16 protein-coding genes are annotated in these 19,281 nt (G+C 33.4%); all 16 read right to left on the bottom strand.

Annotated features, from left to right (window positions below; all coding sequences use genetic code 11):
• Positions 1-52 precede the first annotated feature (52 nt).
• A complete protein-coding gene (locus ACO052_RS07365; protein WP_422107364.1) occupies positions 53-2,386 on the bottom strand; it encodes a GumC family protein in 2,334 nt (777 codons plus the stop codon).
• 6 nt (positions 2,387-2,392) lie between these two features.
• Complete coding sequence (locus ACO052_RS07360; protein ID WP_422107363.1) at positions 2,393-3,154, bottom strand: polysaccharide biosynthesis/export family protein; 762 nt, start codon at positions 3,152-3,154, stop codon at positions 2,393-2,395.
• 90 nt (positions 3,155-3,244) lie between these two features.
• On the bottom strand, positions 3,245-4,336 hold the full coding sequence (locus ACO052_RS07355; RefSeq protein ID WP_422107362.1) for an MraY family glycosyltransferase: 1,092 nt from the start codon (positions 4,334-4,336) through the stop codon (positions 3,245-3,247).
• Between the two features lie 101 nt (positions 4,337-4,437).
• Positions 4,438-5,544: a non-hydrolyzing UDP-N-acetylglucosamine 2-epimerase gene (wecB, locus tag ACO052_RS07350; protein ID WP_422107361.1), complete on the bottom strand. Its 1,107-nt coding sequence runs from the start codon at positions 5,542-5,544 to the stop codon at positions 4,438-4,440.
• Positions 5,545-5,553: 9 nt separating this feature from the next.
• Positions 5,554-6,252, bottom strand: coding sequence for a WecB/TagA/CpsF family glycosyltransferase (locus ACO052_RS07345; RefSeq protein WP_422107360.1), 699 nt, complete (start codon positions 6,250-6,252; stop codon positions 5,554-5,556).
• A 2-nt stretch (positions 6,253-6,254) separates the two neighbouring features.
• Positions 6,255-7,460: a delta-aminolevulinic acid dehydratase gene (locus ACO052_RS07340; protein ID WP_422107359.1), complete on the bottom strand. Its 1,206-nt coding sequence runs from the start codon at positions 7,458-7,460 to the stop codon at positions 6,255-6,257.
• Positions 7,435-9,573, bottom strand: a complete 2,139-nt coding sequence (locus ACO052_RS07335; RefSeq protein ID WP_422107358.1) for a bi-domain-containing oxidoreductase — start codon at positions 9,571-9,573, stop codon at positions 7,435-7,437. Before ACO052_RS07335 ends, ACO052_RS07340 begins: the two co-directional genes overlap by 26 nt.
• Positions 9,574-10,704 carry an O-antigen ligase family protein gene (locus tag ACO052_RS07330; protein ID WP_422107357.1) on the bottom strand — a complete coding sequence of 377 codons (1,131 nt, stop codon included), beginning with the start codon at positions 10,702-10,704 and terminating at the stop codon, positions 9,574-9,576.
• Positions 10,705-10,802: 98 nt separating this feature from the next.
• Entirely contained in the window at positions 10,803-11,261 is a 459-nt protein-coding gene (locus ACO052_RS07325; protein ID WP_422107356.1) for an acyltransferase, read from the bottom strand.
• The gene (locus tag ACO052_RS07320) at positions 11,261-12,700 is read right to left on the bottom strand and encodes a Gfo/Idh/MocA family protein (protein ID WP_422107355.1); all 1,440 of its coding nucleotides are present in this window, start codon (positions 12,698-12,700) and stop codon (positions 11,261-11,263) included. The genes ACO052_RS07325 and ACO052_RS07320 overlap by 1 nt, the downstream gene beginning before the upstream one ends.
• A gap of 1 nt (position 12,701) precedes the next feature.
• Positions 12,702-13,853: a glycosyltransferase family 4 protein gene (locus ACO052_RS07315; protein ID WP_422107354.1), complete on the bottom strand. Its 1,152-nt coding sequence runs from the start codon at positions 13,851-13,853 to the stop codon at positions 12,702-12,704.
• The gene (locus tag ACO052_RS07310) at positions 13,853-14,941 is read right to left on the bottom strand and encodes a glycosyltransferase (RefSeq protein ID WP_422107353.1); all 1,089 of its coding nucleotides are present in this window, start codon (positions 14,939-14,941) and stop codon (positions 13,853-13,855) included. Before ACO052_RS07310 ends, ACO052_RS07315 begins: the two co-directional genes overlap by 1 nt.
• A 1-nt stretch (position 14,942) precedes the next feature.
• Positions 14,943-16,028 carry a glycosyltransferase family 4 protein gene (locus ACO052_RS07305; protein WP_422107352.1) on the bottom strand — a complete coding sequence of 362 codons (1,086 nt, stop codon included), beginning with the start codon at positions 16,026-16,028 and terminating at the stop codon, positions 14,943-14,945.
• 27 nt (positions 16,029-16,055) lie between these two features.
• Entirely contained in the window at positions 16,056-16,619 is a 564-nt protein-coding gene (locus ACO052_RS07300; protein WP_422107351.1) for an acyltransferase, read from the bottom strand.
• Positions 16,620-17,537, bottom strand: coding sequence for a glycosyltransferase (locus tag ACO052_RS07295; protein WP_422107350.1), 918 nt, complete (start codon positions 17,535-17,537; stop codon positions 16,620-16,622).
• 258 nt (positions 17,538-17,795) lie between these two features.
• A complete protein-coding gene (locus ACO052_RS07290; protein WP_422107349.1) occupies positions 17,796-19,238 on the bottom strand; it encodes a lipopolysaccharide biosynthesis protein in 1,443 nt (480 codons plus the stop codon).
• Positions 19,239-19,281: the final 43 nt, after the last annotated feature.

The following is a 19,281-nucleotide window of genomic DNA, read 5'->3' as shown; positions in this document are numbered from 1 at the left end:
ATAAATATCATAAGTGAAAAAGGCGAAAAAGAGGTTTTAATATTTGCCTTACTTAGCTATTTTTCATTCCATACCCATAATTATAGCCATAATTATAGCCGTAGCCGTATGACTTACTAGCTCCTACACTATTAATGACATAAGCCATATTTTTAAGCTTGCCTGTTTCATTGAGTTCTTTAGAGAATTTCAATAGATTTTTTTCGGTATAATTTGCTCTAGCCAAATATATAGTTGCATCTGCCAATTGGGAAATTAACATGGTATCCGTAACTAAAATTGTCGGCGCAGTATCTACCACGACATAGTCGTAAACCTCTTTAGCTTCTTCAATAAGCTTTTTAAACCGTCCATTGGTCAATAAATGGGCTGGATTAGGTGGTATACTTCCAGATAGGATTATATGATGGTTAGGATGCTTGTCAAAACCACTAATTAAGGCGTCTTTCCAATCATAATTAATATCGTGCAAATAATTAGAAAGCCCTGGCTTTTGTTTATCCTCCAAAATATGGGTATGAATCTGCGGATTTCTTAAGTCCGCTCCAATTAACAGTACCTTCTTATTAATACTTGACAATGCTAGAGACAAGTTTAAACTTACATAAGTTTTACCTTCACCTTTAATCGTAGATGTGCAATAAATTATCTTTCCTTTATCGCCTTCCCTAATCGGCAAAATATAGTCTACGTTAGCGCTCAATATTCTAAACGACTCAGCAAGAGGGGAACGGTCATTTGGGTCATTAAAAATGATATCTTTGGCTTTCTTTAGGTTAGGAATTTCTCCTATTACAGGAATAGCGGGAGACACTTTAGTTATATCCTCTTTACTATGCAACTTGGTATCTAACATAAACATGAGGTACAAAATTCCAAATGGTATGAGCAGCCCCATAAGTAAAGCCCCAGCATAAATGATATTAGGCTTAGGCGAAATAGGTCCAGAGCCTGATAGGGCATGTTCAACCACTTTAATGGATGGCTCGGTGATAGCCAAATTGATCGCGGCTTCTTCTCGCTTCTGCAGCAAAAGCAAATAAAGACTCTCCTTAATTTTCTGTTGTCTCTGAATAGACTTGAACAGACGCTCTTGTTCTGGTATTTGGGATACTCTTCCTGCAAATTTCTCGTTTCTACTCCTCAGTTGTTGTAGAGATGCTTCCAATTGGTTGGTGTAATTTCTTAAAGACCTGTTGATGTTAGATTTTAAATCCATTACTTGCTCTTTAGCAAGTACCACTGCTGGATTATTCTTACCACCACCATTCTTGAGCTTATCTCGGTTAATGACCGCAAGATTATATTCCGATATAAGCACATTTATACCATTATTATCTATTCCGATATTGGCAGGTAGCAGATCCGAGTCGGAATTCTCATTTAAAGAATTTTCTAAAAGTTTAGAGAGCGCTAACTGATTTTGTAACTTAAAAAACTCGTTTTCCGATTCGGCTCTTTGTTGTAAGCCTAATTCTGCGTCAGTAGCTATGTCAATGATATTATTCTTCTCTTTAAATACTTCTTGATCGATTTCTATAGAATCCAACTCTTCAGCTAAAAACACAAAACGTTCATCAATAAAATTCAATGTTCGCTTAGAGACTAATTGCCTATCATTAATGCCATCTCTGTTAAACACATCCATTAAAGAAGTTAAAATGCGTTCAGAAAGCTCGGGACTTTCTCCCTTTATACTCAATTTGAGTAAATCGCTTTGTTCACCTATAGCTTCTACTTGAATTCTAGACTTAAGCCCTAAAGCCGCATTCTTAATAGGCTCAAAATAAACAATATAAGTCTTATTAACCAATAGCTCAAGATCCCTGTTAATTATAACATTAAATGGTAAACGGTGCGCTTTATCCTTGGTAGAATAGGTAGGAAAGGAAAACTCCTTCTCCGTTATTAAATTAGTAATCCTAACGCCATTATTCAAAATATCGATCTTATAAGACAACGTCCTATTAATACTATCCGGAATTATGACCTGCTCAAAATCAAATGGGAGTATATCAACTTGTGATGTTTGAATCGTACCTTCTTCATAGAAACTTGTATTCAAATTTAACGTTCTAACCACACGATTCATGATGAGGTAAGACGTCAATATTTCTATCTCATTTTCTAAATTTATATTAGATCGCTTAAATATAAATGCAGACGTCGGTAACTCTAAGCCTTCGGATTCATCTAAAATTTTTATTTTTGAATAGGTCTCATAAATACGAGGAGAATACCGTGAATACGCATACGCACTAACAAGAGTAACAACTAATGATAAAACAAACCAAGGCCAATAGCGAAAATACCTCAGGAATTCTCGCTTCAAATCTAAGTTTTCCTCCTCGTTAAACCCGAAATTATTGCTTAACTGATTTTCCATAAGTACTTATCTTGTCAGTAAAATAGTTACACTAAGCGCCAAAGACGCAATGGTTAAAATGGTGCCAACGTCTCCGATAAACCCTGCATTTTTAACTCTTGGATCGTTCGGATTGACTATAATGACATCGTTCGGTTTGATAAAATAAAACTCCCCATTCATAAAAGCCGTTGATGTCAAATCAATATGCGTAACTTTCCGCATGCCATTGACTTCGCGTGTAATGAGAATATCCTCGCGCTTTCCATTAATGGTTAAATCCCCTGCGTAACCCAAGGCTTGAAGAATAGTAATATTTTGTTCTGTAAATGTATAAGTACCAGGTCGATTAACCTCTCCTAGTACAGTCACTTTGGCATTAATAAGTCTTACATTTACTGTTGGATTAGACAAATGGCCCTCTGAAATTAATCTGTCTTTGATAATATCGTTCAGTTGGTCAGTGGTTAGGCCAGCAGTCGATATTTCACCTAAGACTGGGAACTCTATGGTATTATTTAGAGACACCAAATAACCATCTAATTGCAAAACCTGAATATTTTGCACCTGCATTCCTTGAGTACTAGTTTTGTTATAAGGCAACGCAGCCTCTGGAACAAGACTTTCAACCGTTATTTTAAGAATATCATTAGGCTGTATCGCAGAGCTCTCATAATTAATAGCTCCAGTTCCATTAGTTGACGCATCTTGCATATAAAGCACTTCTTTTTTAGAGGCACAGGATACTGACAATACCAACACAAAAAAAGTAATAAATTTAAGTTTCATTCAAATTAATTATAAGTCAAGCAAATATAACCGCATTTAAAGGACTGGCAAAAGTAAAGATTCTATTTAGCAAATGAATGTAAAATATTTTTACCCTCTCATGTACTTTTTAAATAAAAATGGACATAAATATAATACAGACCCATAAAGCAGTAATAATAATATTTGTGTATTCAAGGTAAGGTGTAAAAGGTTAAATGCGATACAAATAATAATAACATTAATCCCTGAAATTAAAATTGTAGTCATTAGATGGTTATAACCAATTCTAATAAATTGGTGATGAATATGATTCTTGTCTGCTTTAAATGGGCTTGTCTTATGAATGACGATTCTGATAAAGAATATTCTAAGCGTATCTATCAATGGATAAAATAACAAGGCGAATGCTAATGCGGGAGACGCTCTATAATAGGCAGATGTCTCATCAACTTGTGCCATGTTAATAAAACTAATAGTGAAAAAAGCCAACAGAAATCCTACAATCATAGATCCTGTGTCCCCCATAAATATTTTGTTTTTATTAGAGAAATTCAACCGAAGAAAAGCTATCAAAGCACCACATAACGCAATGGCAATGGTAGCCAAACTTAAATCATTAGCATTTACAAATAGATAAACAAAAATACCGCTGACACTTAAGGCAATTGTACCAGCAAGTCCATCAATACCGTCAATAAGATTATATGCATTAATAATAAGAATATATACAAATAAAGTAAAACCAATAGATATCCAATAGGGAAGTATATCGATATCTAGAATCTTTGAGAAACTAATAATTCGGGTATTCGTAAAGATAATTAGTAATGCGGCAGCAAAAAGTTGCCCTATAAACTTATTTCTTGCTGAGAGTACCGTAAGGTCATCCTTTAGTCCGAGGAAAAACAAAATGGTTAACCCACCCATAACCAATAACAAAACCTTCGTATTTAAAAAGGCTCCAACGATTGTCATGACAACGATGAGGCTTAGAAATATACCTATACCACCAAGCGTAGGGGTCTTATTAGAGTGAATACTTCGGCTATCGGGTTCATCCATTAATTGCTTCGTTTTAGCCACATAAAGGATGGTAGGAAACGTGCGATAGGCTATAATAAATGCTAGAGCAACAGCACAAATTAACCATACGGCAGTGTAGTTTTCAGGGGTAAAGTCTTCAAGTAATGTTTCAATCATATGATTTGATTTTCAAAACATCTTAGGGGTTAGAAGGCAATGATGGCAATATACAAATTTCTAACTGAAGTCCGAGATGTCCTAGTAGAAATGTAAATACTTTAGTGTTGATTCGCAGTTAAATCCACAATATGTGATACTATTCGTTGTGCCGTTTTACCATCCCAAAACGGTATGGGTTTGTAAGTCTTCCATTGCCCCTCAAAAAGTTGATCCAAATAGGGCCTCATAGCTTTTGGGTTGGTTCCCACCAATTCGTTAGTGCCCAAAGTCATTGTTTCTGGTCGTTCTGTATTGTCTCTTAAAGTCATACACGGCACATTCATGACGGAGGTCTCTTCAGTAATTCCACCTGAGTCTGTAATTACTGCTTTAGCATTCTCAACCAAATAATTGAACTCTAAATAGCTTAAGGGCTCTACAGTATACAATCTGGGATGCGAGATTTCCAATCGTTCTAGTATTTTAGCTGTTCTGGGATGTACGGGAAAAACTAAAGGTAAATCTCTGGTATGATTAATGATCTCATCAATCATGGCCTTTAACTGATCTTCTTCATCTACATTAGCAGGGCGGTGCAAGGTCATAACAATATAAGCCTTAGGCTGGAGTCCTAGCTCATTCCAAATTTGAGGGGCCCTAAAGTTTGGCCTTTGTTTTAGTAAGGTATCAATCATTGTATTGCCAACATAGAATATCTGATCCTTATTAATACCACTATTTCTTAAATTTGAATTCGCCAATTCAGATGTGGTAAAGAAATAATTTGTTATACTATCGGTAACTAACCGGTTAATTTCCTCTGGCATGGTCCAATCTCCCGATCTAATACCCGCCTCAACATGAGCGACCTTAGTATGCAATTTTTGGGCTACTAAGGCACATGCCATTGTTGAGGTAACATCTCCTACGACCAAAACTAAATCGGCTGGATGCGCCACTAATTCCTTCTCAAAACTAATTAAGATAGCCGCCGTTTGTTCTGCATGGGTCCCACCGCTGCATTCTAAATTAATATCAGGTTCAGGAATCTGAAGTTGTTCAAAAAAACTACCTGACATATTTTTATCGTAATGTTGACCTGTATGTACGAGTCTGTAGTCCAGTTCTTCACCCAAACGTTTTGCGTCTTCTATAGCGTGAATAATTGGGGCAATTTTCATAAAATTTGGTCTGGCACCCGCAATAATGGTTATTTTATAGCTCATGGTATTTATTTAATATCTATTTAAATGTAGATTAATAAAAAATCGCAATAAATGAATCTGTCTTTTTATTCTAGAGGGTTGATTAATCAGTCGGTAAGTCCATTCTAAATTATTTTTGACCCACCATTTTGGTGCCCTTTTGACGTTACCTGTATAGACATCAAAGCTTCCGCCCAATCCCTGATAAACGGCATTGTGTTCTTTTTGAATACGCTCCATCAGCAATTCTTGCTTTGGCGATCCCATGGCAACAAAAACAACATCCGGGCGATGCTTTTTAACGTCTTCTATTAAGGCGTATTCCTCTTCCTCGGTCTTGAGATAGCCATTCCTGAAGTTACAAATATTGATCCCTTCAAACTCAGATTTTAACTGCTCTACAGTAGCATTGATCACCTCGTCTTTTCCACCAACTAAATAAAAGGATTTGTCTCTATGGTGTTTCTGAATCAGGTCTAACCACAATTCGCAACCAGGAATCTTCACGGTTGATTTATGCCCTTTTTTTCTAAGTGCCCAAACAGCACCAATACCATCAGGGTAACCGAGATTTCTGTTAATAATTGCTCTGCTTTGATCTGTAGCGTGTAATATTTTTTCTGCATTTACTGCTACCAAGATCTTCTTGTTATCAACGGCATAGTCGATGAGTTCATCTCTAGAATTTGGAGCGTAGGTTATGACATTATTTAGGGCTTCAGACTGCATAATTATTGATTAGATTCTAAGTAATAATGTGCCATAGCATTAAACATAAATGCATTACTCCAACGCATATAAGAAATTTTCGAACTCATTCCTTTCTTAATTTGGTAGTAAAAATACCCTTTTTTAGCCTGCATGTTATCAATGGTCCAGTCTAAAGTTTTCGACAATAGTTGTTGATGATTTTTAAACTGCTTCAATTTTGAAGCGGTAACAATGATTTGCGCCGGACAATGAATATCTATAGGATAAGTCTTGTTGTGATAATATTTCGGTTGCCCGTCTGACTCAAAAAAGTTATCTGTATAATAGGCCCACCCTTTATCTATATAATTTTGAAAAGACTGATCTCCAGTATTTTGTTGGTAGGATTCGATAGCATCCAAATTGAACCCGGTATGAAAACTGTCCTTCCAAGACTGAACGGGCAATAATCCATATATCCAAGAGCCATCAGATTCCTGAAGTGCACACCCTGTTGCAATGGCCTGTGACGCAAGGGTTTTATATACTTCATTATTTGAATATTTATACGCAAAACTCAGGATTTTTGCACCTAATAACGAAGCGTTAATTACCGTATTATTTCCATCAATAACACTATATGAAAACAAAAAACCCTTCTCATATGGTGTTCGTGACAAATCATTCAATACGAAATTAGCAGCAGATAAAACGATATCTAAAACCTTTTGATCTTGTGTGATCTCATAGCTTTCAGTTAAGGCTTCAACACAAAATGCCGTGGCAACGACAGTGGGTGTATTTTTCTTGAATAAAAACAAACGACGCGCCTGCCAATCGAAATTATAGCCCCAGCACGCCCCAGAGTAGCCCTCAGCTTTCATGTTGATCAAAAGCTCAGTTAAGTGATTAATGGTCTTGAGTAGTTGTTCGGCCGTTCCAAAATCAGAATTCCCATCTTTCGCTGCATTATAAAGTTTACAATAGCCCAGAAGTAGTAAAGCAACACCTTTTGAATTGTGCTCCTTAGGTACTAATAACAATTTTCTGAAGTTAATCGGACTTCTTTTAAAACCTTGGATCCAAGCCAATCTGGCTAAATCCCAATGCTTAAGTGGTAAGGCTTGAAACACTTTAGAATTCATACCATCATAGGGATCCCAACCTTTGAACTCTTGGGCTTCGCAATAGGATTTTAAGTGTGTAAAACTCGTTTTGAATTTAGATATCAACTTGCTCTCCTCCACGTTTTATAGATTCTAAAACTTTAAAAGATGCTTTTGTTACAGACACAATTTCGGTAAACGGTATTGGTGCTTGTCCATTGTTGAGTAAACCATCGATAAAGGCAGTTACCATTTCTTTTTGCCCTTTATTCTGGTTGAGAATCTTGGTTTTCTTTGGTTTCCCTTTTCCGAAGATTTTAAGTTCTTTAAAATCATTTAAAGTTGCTGACATTCCAGCTGAAAACACCTCAACATACTCTTTCGACATAGATTTTGACCCATTGGCGTAATAACCAATAACACCGTTTGAACCATTTTCAAACTGAATCATAATATTCAGCGTATCGTTCAATTGATTGGCATCAAGAAGGGCTGCTGCTGAGACCTTTATAGGCAAACTACCACTGAGATAAGTTAAATAGTCAATGAAATGACAGACTTCACCTAAGATTCTTCCGCCTCCAATTTCAGCATCTTGAATCCAGATACCCTTCGGAATGGCACCAGCATTAATTCTGTATATCATTGTCATAGGATTGTCACCAATCACCTTCTTTAATTGAGTAGTCAATGGTGAAAATCGTCTGTTAAATCCCACCATAACGGCTTTATTAGCTTCAGACTGCGCCTCAATAATCCCATCTAATTCAGATTCTAATAAACAAAGTGGCTTTTCAACAAATACATTTTTGTTGGCTTTCAGACTTTTTAAAACGAATGGGCCATGAGAATCATGACGTGTTGCCACAAAAACGGTGTTGGTCTTATCATCTAGAACGTCTTCTTCTTTAGTTGCACAAAATTGAAATTTGAATTTTTCTGCAACGCGTTTAGATGTTGTACCTGTATTGGTTAAAACCCCAACACGGCCAATTTCGGAAGACTCAGGAATATTAGGCAACAAATTACCCTGAGCATAACTTCCTGCGCCTATGAATGAAATATTTATCTTTCCTAATTTCTCATGTTCTGATGTTGCTATCTTTTCTTTTGAAACACTTCTTTCTGTATCATACTTTAAGGCAATCCCAGTAAATGGTTCAGATTTAGAGACCACTAGATCGAAAGCCGCTTTGGCATTATCGAACTCAAATTCGTGTGTGGTAAGATAGCCGATATCAATGCGTTTAGAAGCTATTAGATCTTGAAAAGCTTCCATGTTTCTCTTTTCTGTCCAACGCACATATGGCAAAGGATAATCGATGCCTTTTTCTTCATAATTAAGATCGTAACGCCCAGGGCCATAAGAACACGCCATTTTAAGTTCTAGTTCTTTTCTATACCAATATGGGTCGCGATCAAAACCTGTAGGTACGGCGCCCAAAACAACAACTTTTCCTTTCTTTCGAGCTATTGCTCCGGCAAAATTTATAGGGTCTAAACTTGAGGTTGCTGCGGCAATAATAACAGCATCTGCACCGTGACCATTAGTGGCATCTAAGATTTGAGCTTCAGCGCCTGGAGCATTTCGGGTTAGCCCCAGATCAACCACCTTATTTTCGACAGCCTGTTTTACGGCAGCTTCAGAAACATCTACACCTATTGTAGTTACTCCAGAAGCTTTCAATATTAAAGCGGCCAACTGACCTAATAGTCCAAGACCAATTATTACACAAGACTCTCCTAATCTGAGATCTGCTTGTCGTACACCTTGCATTGAGATCGCACCTACAGTATTGTAAGCTGCATCTTTGAGGTCTGCTTCATTTTTTAATTTAACGCATAAATTGACAGGAACTGACACAATCTCTGCATGATTGGCATAGCCTGCGCCAGCACAAGCCACTTTATCTCCAACCTCAAATTCCGTAACGCCTTCGCCTACTTCTATCACTTCACCTGCACAACTATAACCCAAAGGTGAATAAGCGTCTAATTTTTTCATGACGGCTCTGTAAGTTTGTACAGGCCCTTGTTTTTTTAAGGTATCGACAACTTGTTTTACCTGCTGTGGACGCTCTTTGGCTTTACCAATTAGGCTTTTTCTTGCGGCAACTACTGTTGATCCCTCAGTCCCTGCGCTAATAATAGAATAATGATTTTTCACAATGACCATTCCTTTTCCAAGTTGCGGATAGGGTACATCTTGTATAACCATATCTCCCGAACCTAATTTTTGTGTAAGCTGTTGCATTTAAATTTTACTTTGTTTTAAGAATAATTGTGGTTTCATTAATAAGATGCCAAAGATACCCCAAACTAATATATTATAATAATAATACACCCCAGGGACCAAACCAATACTATCAATCAGGTACATACCAATGAGCATTATTGCAAAAACTCTGATGTTCTTATGAATCTTAAAGGTTTTTCTAATTTTCCTAAAAATAAAAACCACTAAAAAAAGTACTCCAATAATACCATTTGCCATTAATACTCTTAGATATTCATTATGTGTAGGGCGATTTATACCATCACCAAACCATTGGAAGAATATAGTTTGTTCTGATGCCCAATAATGCCAAAAATCCTGCCAAATATAACCTCTCCCTGCAAGTGTATATCTAGCATCTTTTACTTCTCCAGACTGGTAACCAACCTCTTTACTAAATAATTGTTCAATGTTAGCGGAAAAGGCATCACCTACTATGAAAAAAATGACGGCTAAAGCAAAAAATAATGAAAAAAACTGTTTTAACTTAGAATCTGAAAAAACTAGAAGTGAAAAAATCCATAACCCTAAAATTAAAACTCCCGCTTTACTAAATACTAAATATATAGAGAACAAAGCCCCAATTGTTAGCATAACCAATGCTACTTTTAAAAATATGTTTCTCAACTTATTGGTATAGTTGTAAGTCAACAAAGCTATCAATGTCATTAAACCATAAAATCTTACAGGAAAAGCATCATGATAAAAACCTACATATCTAGACAGACCAACGGTTTGACGCTCTTGAAAAACTACACCCGTTTGAAATTGATATAAACTAATCAAAATAGGAAAAATCCCTGCTACCATAATTGCTATTAAAACTTGGTTGAGCTCCTTTTTAGAATTAACCAAAACAGGTATAATTAAGAATGCTAAAAAAATATTGACGTTTAAAATAAGGGTTTGAAGTCCGCCTATAGGTTCTACCACCAATGACCAAAATAGCCCTAAAGACAGTGAAACAATATAAATTTTAGCTGACATCCTCCAATAACGCGGCAAATATCGAAACTTACTAAATAATTCATAAAAAACAATCGGCAATAATACTCCCTGAATGGCCAACATAGATAAAGGACCTACTTGGATATCCCAAAAAATATCCATTATGGACTTTGTAGATATGGTTAGTAACAATGCCGCAAACATCCCTTTTCGTATTCTAACAAAAAGTATTAGAGATAATATAATAATTGGCAGTAGAATCATGATAAATCCTTATGCACCTTTGGTAATGATTTAAATGGAGGTTTCAACTGTTTTAAAATTCTAACAGGATTACCCGCAGCAATGGCGCCCTCTGGTATATCTTTATTAACCACCGAACCTGCACCAATTATCGCATGATTACCGATACTAACATTTCTCATTACTACAGTATTCACTCCAATAAAGACATGATCCCCTATCGTAACAAAGCCTGTTCCGTCATCATCAGAGTCAATGACATGAGCCGCTCCATCATGGGATAAAATATAACAACCGTGGGTAATTAAGCAATTACTCCCAATAGAAATTTGCCCTCGTCTTACGTCGATCTTAGCACCTAAACTTATCATGGTATTCTTACCAATTTTAGCCCCTGATGCTCTTAAGAATGAGATTTGGAAAAACCTCAATAAATTACCCAAATGGTGAATAAACTTTCTAATTAAAAACTTCATTAATCAAACCTATATATGTGCTTTTTTTCCATTAACATTCCTGCAGACTTGGTGGTTACCAAAGAGGTCCTTCTTAAATCATCTAAAGAATATTCAAAAAGATTATCTTTTAGGTTCTCATGAAATGATTTATACATATTCTTGTGACCTTTATTTCGAATTAAAAACCTTTTTACTGTTTTCTTACCATTACTCCTTATATGTTTGAATATTAAATCATCTTCTATTAATATCGTTTCTTGTCCAAACCTTAACTCTATTAGTTCTTGAACACCTCTTAGGGAGTTACCCTTATCTGAGCAAGTAATATTTGCAAGAGAGCCATTTTCATAACTTATCGATAAATTAAAATCATCTAAGCTAGAGTCAGAAAAATTCATAACTATAGTTTTTGGCTCACTGTTAATCCAATAATTTGCTAAATCTATCCAATGGACCACATTACCTGTAAGCCTTGTCCCTTGATTGTTCCAATTATACCAATGATTATCTTTTATAAGGACTTCTTTTATTGAAAATGTAATGAATACTTTCTTGTTGTTTAAAATTGATTTAATCTTTTTATTCAAAGGAATATGGCGTCTATTGAATCCTATTTCTACATTTCCTTTTTTCTCAAAAACCTCTTTTAGCAATAAATAGTCCTCGTAAGTCACTGTAGGAGGTTTTTCTATAAATATTCTAGAATTTGGATTAAGGTCAAAAATCCATTTGGCTAATGCCGCATGGTCTGAGTGAAATGTTGCGATCACAACTACAGGATTTTTTACACTAGCAATTAAATCCTTGGATTGAAATGGGTGGAGCAGCGAATGCTTAAAACTAAATCTTTCTTTGAACATTGCTGATCTTTCTGCCTTATAATCAACACAGGCTATTCTAGGCAACGTTTTTAAGCCAGGTAAAATGTGAGTAAAGGCATATCCTCCTAATCCAAAAATAAACAGTCCTTCTTCATATTCCTTATCTTTTGGAGAACTATATCTACTTGGCACCTTTATAAGTCTATTTAAGCCCAACGATTGATAATCAAACTGCCTCGAGTATTGGTTAAAGTAGTCTAAAAAGCTTGGACCCTTAAGATTGGGAGCATCAGTAATGCCTTTATAAGCATCTACACTTTCGACTTCATAAAAATTTGTATTAACGATGAATAAATCACTATTCTTCTGTGATTGAATAGAACAATTTAAATATAGTTTATTATCCTTTTTCACCAATAAGAAAGTAGCATATTTCTCAATATGAGAATTGTACCATTTTAGAGATTGGTATTTTTTAAAAGTCTCTCTTAGACCTTCTCTTGCGGCAAAAAATAAGGACTTCCTCCATTTGTTTTGAAACTCTGGTAAATTGGTATGCCCAACAGTATGCGTTTCCACTGAAACAACTTTATCGAAGAAATCTTTAATGTCACAAAAAACGACTAAATCCTTCACTCTACAACTGGTTTAATACGTTATTAAAAATTTTGACATATTCTTTAACCACAACATTTACAGAATAGTTTTCACTTACTTGATGAACATTGTTTCTACCATATTCCTCGATCAACTGTGTATGTCCTAATATTTTCTTCACTGCTCTTGAAATATCATTTGGAGAGTTAGGCTTCACTAAAACTCCATTAAAATTATCTTTTATTATATCCTCTAGGGCTCCCACTGGTGTGGTAACAACAGGTAATCCCATTGCCATAGCTTCCAACACTGACATAGAGAATCCTTCAGAAAATGAAGGTAAAATGAACAATTGTGACTTTGAAAACTGTTCAATTTTTTGCTCTTCATTAATTATGCCTACATAATTGTAATTATCTGCAAATTTTTCTTTTACATCGGCTTCGGATTGTTCTAGATTATTTTCTATTGCTATTGGTCTTTTATTAGTATAATCGTTAAAAACATTTCTTTCCTCATTCAAACGGGTTCCCGCAAAGGTAAAAACAACATTAGGAAATGACTCAATAATATCTGGCATAGCTTTAATTATATCATAATAACCCTTAGCTTTAGATAAATGCCCCATAAAAAAAATTTCATGTTGTTTTTTTTGATTAAGAGAAGGTTTAAATATTTCCGTATCGATCATATTGTAAACATATTTGACCTTCTTAGCATCTAAAATCTTATCGAACTGATACATTAAGGATTCAGATTGTGCAAGTCCTAAATCAACAAGCTTACACACTTTAATAACTATAGATTTTTCAAAACTTTTCATTCTTGAGAAATTATAATCAAAATGCCCTGCCCTCATGTGAATCACTACTTTTTTTCGGAACAATTTTGCAATTAGGATAAGCCATATATCCTTGAACAGCCAACCTACCTTTGTTGCTGTAACATAATAATAAACAACATGAGGTTTTCTTAAAAAAAGTCGCTTAGTAAGTCCAAAAATAAATTTAAAAAAAATGATTATAGCATTAAGCCCTATTTTACCTTTATCTGAATTTGAGTGTCTAAAATTAGTATCGAACAATTCAACTTTAAAAAAATCATGAATATTCGACTCATAAAAAAGCTTAGCAGATGATTCTGGCCCCGAAAAAGGTGGTGGATAAGGCGCAACAAAAAGTATCCTTTTCATTAGTGTAAACTTCTATGAATTTGATTTACCCAATTATCAATTGTTAATTGTGATTTAGAAGCAATAACTCCTTGAACTAATTCAGAGTACAATTCTTTATTGGTTAGATATAATCTCAAAATTTTTAAATCTGCATCAATATTACCACTTAAAATTAAACTATTGACCTGATTATCCAAATAGCCATATTCTGGTGGATGATTTGTATAGTCTTTAAATGCAATGTAAGGCTTTTTGTAAGCGAAGCTATGATTAATAGACAAACCTGTATGCCCAGCAGATATTACGTAATCTATTTTGTTCATAACTAAGCTAATTTCTTTTTCTGCTATTAATGCGCCATAATAGAAAACACCTTTATTTTCTTTTTGAAACTTTATTATTGAATCTTTTTCAGGGCCATCGCCGATTACATGAAGCTCTATAAACGGATAATATTTTTTAAGAGTTATGAAATACTCAAAAAGTTTATTTAGCCTCCTATATTTTACCAACCTACCAATCATTAGCATTTTGGGTGGATTAAGTGCATCTATTCTAGGCTCTAAATACATATCCACCTCAGCTGAATCAATTGTATTATTTGCCCAATACGCTTTTTTTTCATCTACTAGTTTTTGTTTAATTGCCCATTCACAACTTTTTTCAGTATAAAAAATAACGCGATCGAGGGCTTTAAAGAAAAACTTAGTTACCATTCTATCCAATAAATCTCTCTTCCCATTTCCAGATTTTAGCAAAGGATGGTTATACGAGAATAGTTTAACGTTTTTATTATACTTCCTAAGTCTTATGGCGTATAAGAACAGTTGCATGTTTTTTTTCTCAGCAGGAATCATTATCCAATCGTATTCTTTAAAGATTGAATTTAATTTATCTCTTACAACCTTAGATCTTCCATAATACTGTTTCGGAACATCAACTTTAATTTCGTCAAAGTTCCAATTAGCCTCTAAAATCTTATCGCCCATCTCATATCTACCTGTTCCCGTAAGAACAGTTAGGATTATATCTGTATTCGCCAAACGATTTAAAAATCTAGCTTTGTAGTGATTAAAAGTTGGGGAAAGCCAAAGTACTTTCATCATCTTAAGTTAGTTCATTATATACTTTTAAATAATCCTTTCCCATTCTATGAATACTGAAGTGATTTTTGGCATAAGTCATTCTTTGATCTGCGGCATCTGCTATAAGGTGCTGATTACTAAAATAAAAACCTAGCCTTTCTGCTAAATGTTCTTCATCTTCCACTAAATTATCTGGCTCTATAGGTTTCACTACTTCCACCAAACCTCCAGAATCTTTAAAAGCTATCATCGGCAGACCATGAAGATAGGCCTCGACGGCTACCAAACCAAAACCCTCATTGTCTGAAGGCTGCACACAAACATGAAATTTTTTGTAATAGTCATCAACATTCCTTTTATAACCAACCATATCCACGTGTGACTCTAATTTCATTGTCTCTACTTGTTGTTTTATATTGTTAAAATTAATACCATCTCCAACCATTATTAAACGTCCTTCAAAACCTTTCTTTTTAAAAATTGCAAATGCACTTAACAATCTGTCTATTCTCTTTCTTGGTGTAAATCTCGAAACTAATCCTATAGTAAATATTTCTTTAGGAATTTTAAAATCGGCTGAGGGCAAAAGCGGTCCTATTTTAACACCATTTAATATTACTTTTCTATTTACATTTTTTAAACCATAATGAATTTCTGCCTTTGATAGAGTAGATTCGGAATTAGCAATAAAATAATTAAGCTTATTGAGGCACATCTTTTTTAGACTTTCTCTAAAAAAATACTTTATCAAATTTTCCCTTCTTACTCCTTTTGACAATCCATGAATTGTATAAACAGTTTTTGCCCAAGAACTAAGGGCCGCAATAGTTATGAGTAGAGAAAAAGAATGAAGATGAATAATTTCAAAACCATTGAATACTTTTTTCAGTTTGTAAAAGGTGTTAGCATTTGCGTCAAACCCTCCTCTAACACCCGATTCTAATATGGGTATGTTTTGATTCAAAATATCTTCTAAATAATGGCCATCTATTACATCTAGCATTATAAAAACGTCGAGACCAAGGCTTTTTTGCTCCGAAGCTAGATCAATTACAAGCCTCTCCATACCGCCAATCTGGGGTCTATTAATACAATGCAAAACCTTCATGAATTTTATCTAATCTTTAAATAGTTTTTAAGGCCTTATACCTATGTGTTTTATAGGCGAACCTGCATAAATATTAAATTCTTCCGTTTTTGTTTTTTCTAAAACAATACTGTTTGCAGCAATAATACATCCTGTTTCTATTATTGCTCCTTTCAAAACTCTAGAACCTGCACCGATCCACACATCAGTTCCTATTTTTATGGCTTTCTTTGACAGCTCTTGTTGGTTAATTTTTAGATTTTTACTAAACTTATGATCTCCATCACGAATACTTACATGCTCCGCAATTAAACAGTCATTACCAATGGTTACCATTTCTGCAGAACTTATAATTATATCTTGAGTTAAGTTAACAGAATTTCCAAGAATCAATTTCCCTGAATGCGATATATCTAATGTTATCCTATAGCCAATATTTACATTATTCCCTATAAAAATATTTTTCTTAGGTATTGTCCTAAATAAGGGCCACTTTTTGCACTTAAGATTATTACCGACTTTACATCCGAGAATATTCAAATACAATCTAAGTAACATGCCTTTTAAAAGCCATGTAAACTTTCTAAACTTAATTAAAACAATATTAAGCACCTAAGTGAGTTTTATTTTTAAGTTGTTAATTCTTCGTTTAAATAACTTATAAATTAAGTTATAATTTGATTTAAGGATTTCTTTAGAGCTATAATCATAAGTTGATAACAAATATTGTGATGCCCTTTTATATCCTCTATTACTCCAGTTCATTAATAAAACACTCTTTATTTCTTTAGGTTCTTTATTTGTATTAATACTTAAATCTTCAATCCCTACTTCTTTTAAAGAATTTATAAGGAATTGATTGGATTCTTGAATGTGTCTTTTGTTAGTAGTATGGGTAGTTTGATTACCATGTATGCGTCCAGCAACCATGTTATTTTGTAACAAATGGAAATCAAATTTTTGAGCAAATCTGTAAAAAAGATCAACATCCTGAGTGTTTTTTAGTTTAGTCTTAAACAAACCTTCAATTTCAAAACATTTTTTTGGGATAAGTACAGTACAACCATGAAGAGGTGCAGAAATGAGCAGACTTAACAAGAGATTGTTTTTATCTTCAGAAAGATTTACCTCTTTTAATTTGTTTCCATTTTGATCTATATAATGCCAGTTTCCATAAACGATTGAGCATTCTTTATTTTCCAATTTCGATATGAACTGTATTTGAGACTTAACTTTATTCTCCAAATACAAATCATCATGACTTAACCAGCTGAAATAATCACCTTTCATTTCAGATATGCCAAGGTTTAATGCAGTTGAAACTCCACCATTTGGCTTTGTAAAATATCTTATTTTATTTCCATAAGAAAGTGCAATTTCCTCCGTATTATCCTTAGATCCATCATTTATAACTATAACTTCTATATTGCTATAAGTCTGAGCTAAAGCACTATCAATTGCCTCTCTCAAAAAGTTGGAACCGTTATAGACTGGTATTATAATACTAACTTTAGGATTAAAAGATGCCATCAATTGAAATTTTCAATATTAACCGAATTTTTAATTTTAGAATGAAAGATATTAAATGAAAATTATTATAAATTAACTAAGAAACAAGATTGAGAATTTATTAATTATCATTAATCCTTAATTTTCTGCGAATATAGTTAATTCAAAAATGAGATATATCATGTTTACTAGTAAGTTTCCGTTAAGCTTGTTTTTCAGAATTCGTTTGTTACTTGTTATCCGTAACATTCAAAGAAAATACAATTAATGATTATAAATTCATAAACCAAATTTTGATATTCTTTTTAAGAATGATAATTGTTTTAGTTTAAAAAATTTTGATAAGAAAAATATTAAAGTTAAATAAATTATAGAAGTAACTATTATATGTAAAAGTGAATTAACGCCTATAATATCTAAATAGTTGATTATAAAATATATTACTAAAAAAGCAACTAAATTTATCACAAAAACCTTATAAATAGACTTTACGATATCATAAAAACTTAAGTTTATGACTTTCTTAATTATAAAACAAAGTATAATAAAAACAATTAAGTTCTCAATAATAATGATTGATGTTGTTAATAAAATACCATATTCCCATACTAATAAAATAAGTAATCCTGTAAAAAGTATTTTAAACAATGACATTCTTGCAATTATTAAAGGTTTACCTAAAATATTAAATACATTAAATATTACTTCATTTATTGACATTATAATACCAGCGATTGACAGGATAATTAAAAAATCTGAAGCTTCTATCCATTTTTTAGTGAGAAAGAATATAATTATTTGATCAGAATTTATAATGAATAGTAGCATAATTGGTGTCATAATATATGTAACCCACGATAAAGTCTCAATAGTATTAGAACGTAATGCTTTTTTGTCATTCTTTTTGCTCGTAAATATGGGGAACAATACCTTTACAATAACTGAGTTTGTTGTATGTTGAGGTAATTCGACAAACTGCTTAGATCTGGTGTAGTATCCTAAAGTAGAGTTGGGAAAAAATTTACCAACTAATACAACATATATATTATTATAAACAAGCAATAAAATATTTGATGATAAAAAATAAAAACTATTGTTATATATCTCTTTTATAAAATTGAAAGAATACTTCAGTGATGGTTGCCACTTAGAGTACACCCAGAATAAGACTGCCTGGACAGCACTTATAGTAAGAGTTTGAAAAACTAATGACCAAACACCATATCCTAATAAAGCAAAAACAATTCCTGTTAATCCACCAATTATAGTAGAAATTAAAATTATTTTTGCCTGTCCTTTAAAATCAAGAGCAATAGTTAAGATAGTTTTGTGTACACTATATAAGCAATTAATAATTAAAGCGATAGATATTATTCTAAGTACATCTTTTAAAATTGGAGTTTCATAAAAATCAGCTATAAATGGTGATGCTATAATTATAACAAAGAAGATAATTGTGGTTACTAGTAGTTTTGACCAAAAAACCGTTGAGTATTCAATTTGTGTGTTATCCTTTCTTTGGATTAACACCATCATATATCCCCCATCAGAAATAATCTCAGAAAATAAAATAACAATTGAAGTTAAAGCAAGTATTCCATAGTCTTCAGGCAAGAGTATTCTTGCTAAAACTATTCCTAAACTAAAACGTATAATTTTGTTACCAAACCTTTCAGTTAAATTCCAAAAAATACCATTTATAGTTTGTGATTTATTACTCAATTAAAGAACTTTTATAAATTACTATTTGATTTTTGAAATTCTT

The organism is Winogradskyella sp. (assembly GCF_965228925.1).
GTDB lineage: Bacteria > Bacteroidota > Bacteroidia > Flavobacteriales > Flavobacteriaceae > Winogradskyella.
The sequence above is the reverse complement of the archived record's forward strand: the minus strand, read 5'-3'. Positions and strand labels throughout refer to the sequence as shown.

Bases quoted from the DNA above. Each gene is read 5' to 3' on its own strand.
- ACO052_RS07325 (WP_422107356.1), bottom strand. From the start codon at position 11,261: ATGAAGTTTTTAATTAGAAAGTTTATTCACCATTTGGGTAATTTATTG.
- ACO052_RS07355 (WP_422107362.1), bottom strand. From the start codon at position 4,336: ATGATTGAAACATTACTTGAAGACTTTACCCCTGAAAACTACACTGCC.
- ACO052_RS07360 (WP_422107363.1), bottom strand. From the start codon at position 3,154: ATGAAACTTAAATTTATTACTTTTTTTGTGTTGGTATTGTCAGTATCC.
- ACO052_RS07315 (WP_422107354.1), bottom strand. From the start codon at position 13,853: ATGAAAAGGATACTTTTTGTTGCGCCTTATCCACCACCTTTTTCGGGG.
- ACO052_RS07335 (WP_422107358.1), bottom strand. From the start codon at position 9,573: ATGCAACAGCTTACACAAAAATTAGGTTCGGGAGATATGGTTATACAA.
- ACO052_RS07345 (WP_422107360.1), bottom strand. From the start codon at position 6,252: ATGCAGTCTGAAGCCCTAAATAATGTCATAACCTACGCTCCAAATTCT.
- ACO052_RS07365 (WP_422107364.1), bottom strand. From the start codon at position 2,386: ATGGAAAATCAGTTAAGCAATAATTTCGGGTTTAACGAGGAGGAAAAC.
- ACO052_RS07310 (WP_422107353.1), bottom strand. From the start codon at position 14,941: ATGATGAAAGTACTTTGGCTTTCCCCAACTTTTAATCACTACAAAGCT.
- ACO052_RS07305 (WP_422107352.1), bottom strand. From the start codon at position 16,028: ATGAAGGTTTTGCATTGTATTAATAGACCCCAGATTGGCGGTATGGAG.
- ACO052_RS07295 (WP_422107350.1), bottom strand. From the start codon at position 17,537: ATGGCATCTTTTAATCCTAAAGTTAGTATTATAATACCAGTCTATAAC.
- ACO052_RS07330 (WP_422107357.1), bottom strand. From the start codon at position 10,704: ATGGATATTTTTTGGGATATCCAAGTAGGTCCTTTATCTATGTTGGCC.
- wecB (WP_422107361.1), bottom strand. From the start codon at position 5,544: ATGAGCTATAAAATAACCATTATTGCGGGTGCCAGACCAAATTTTATG.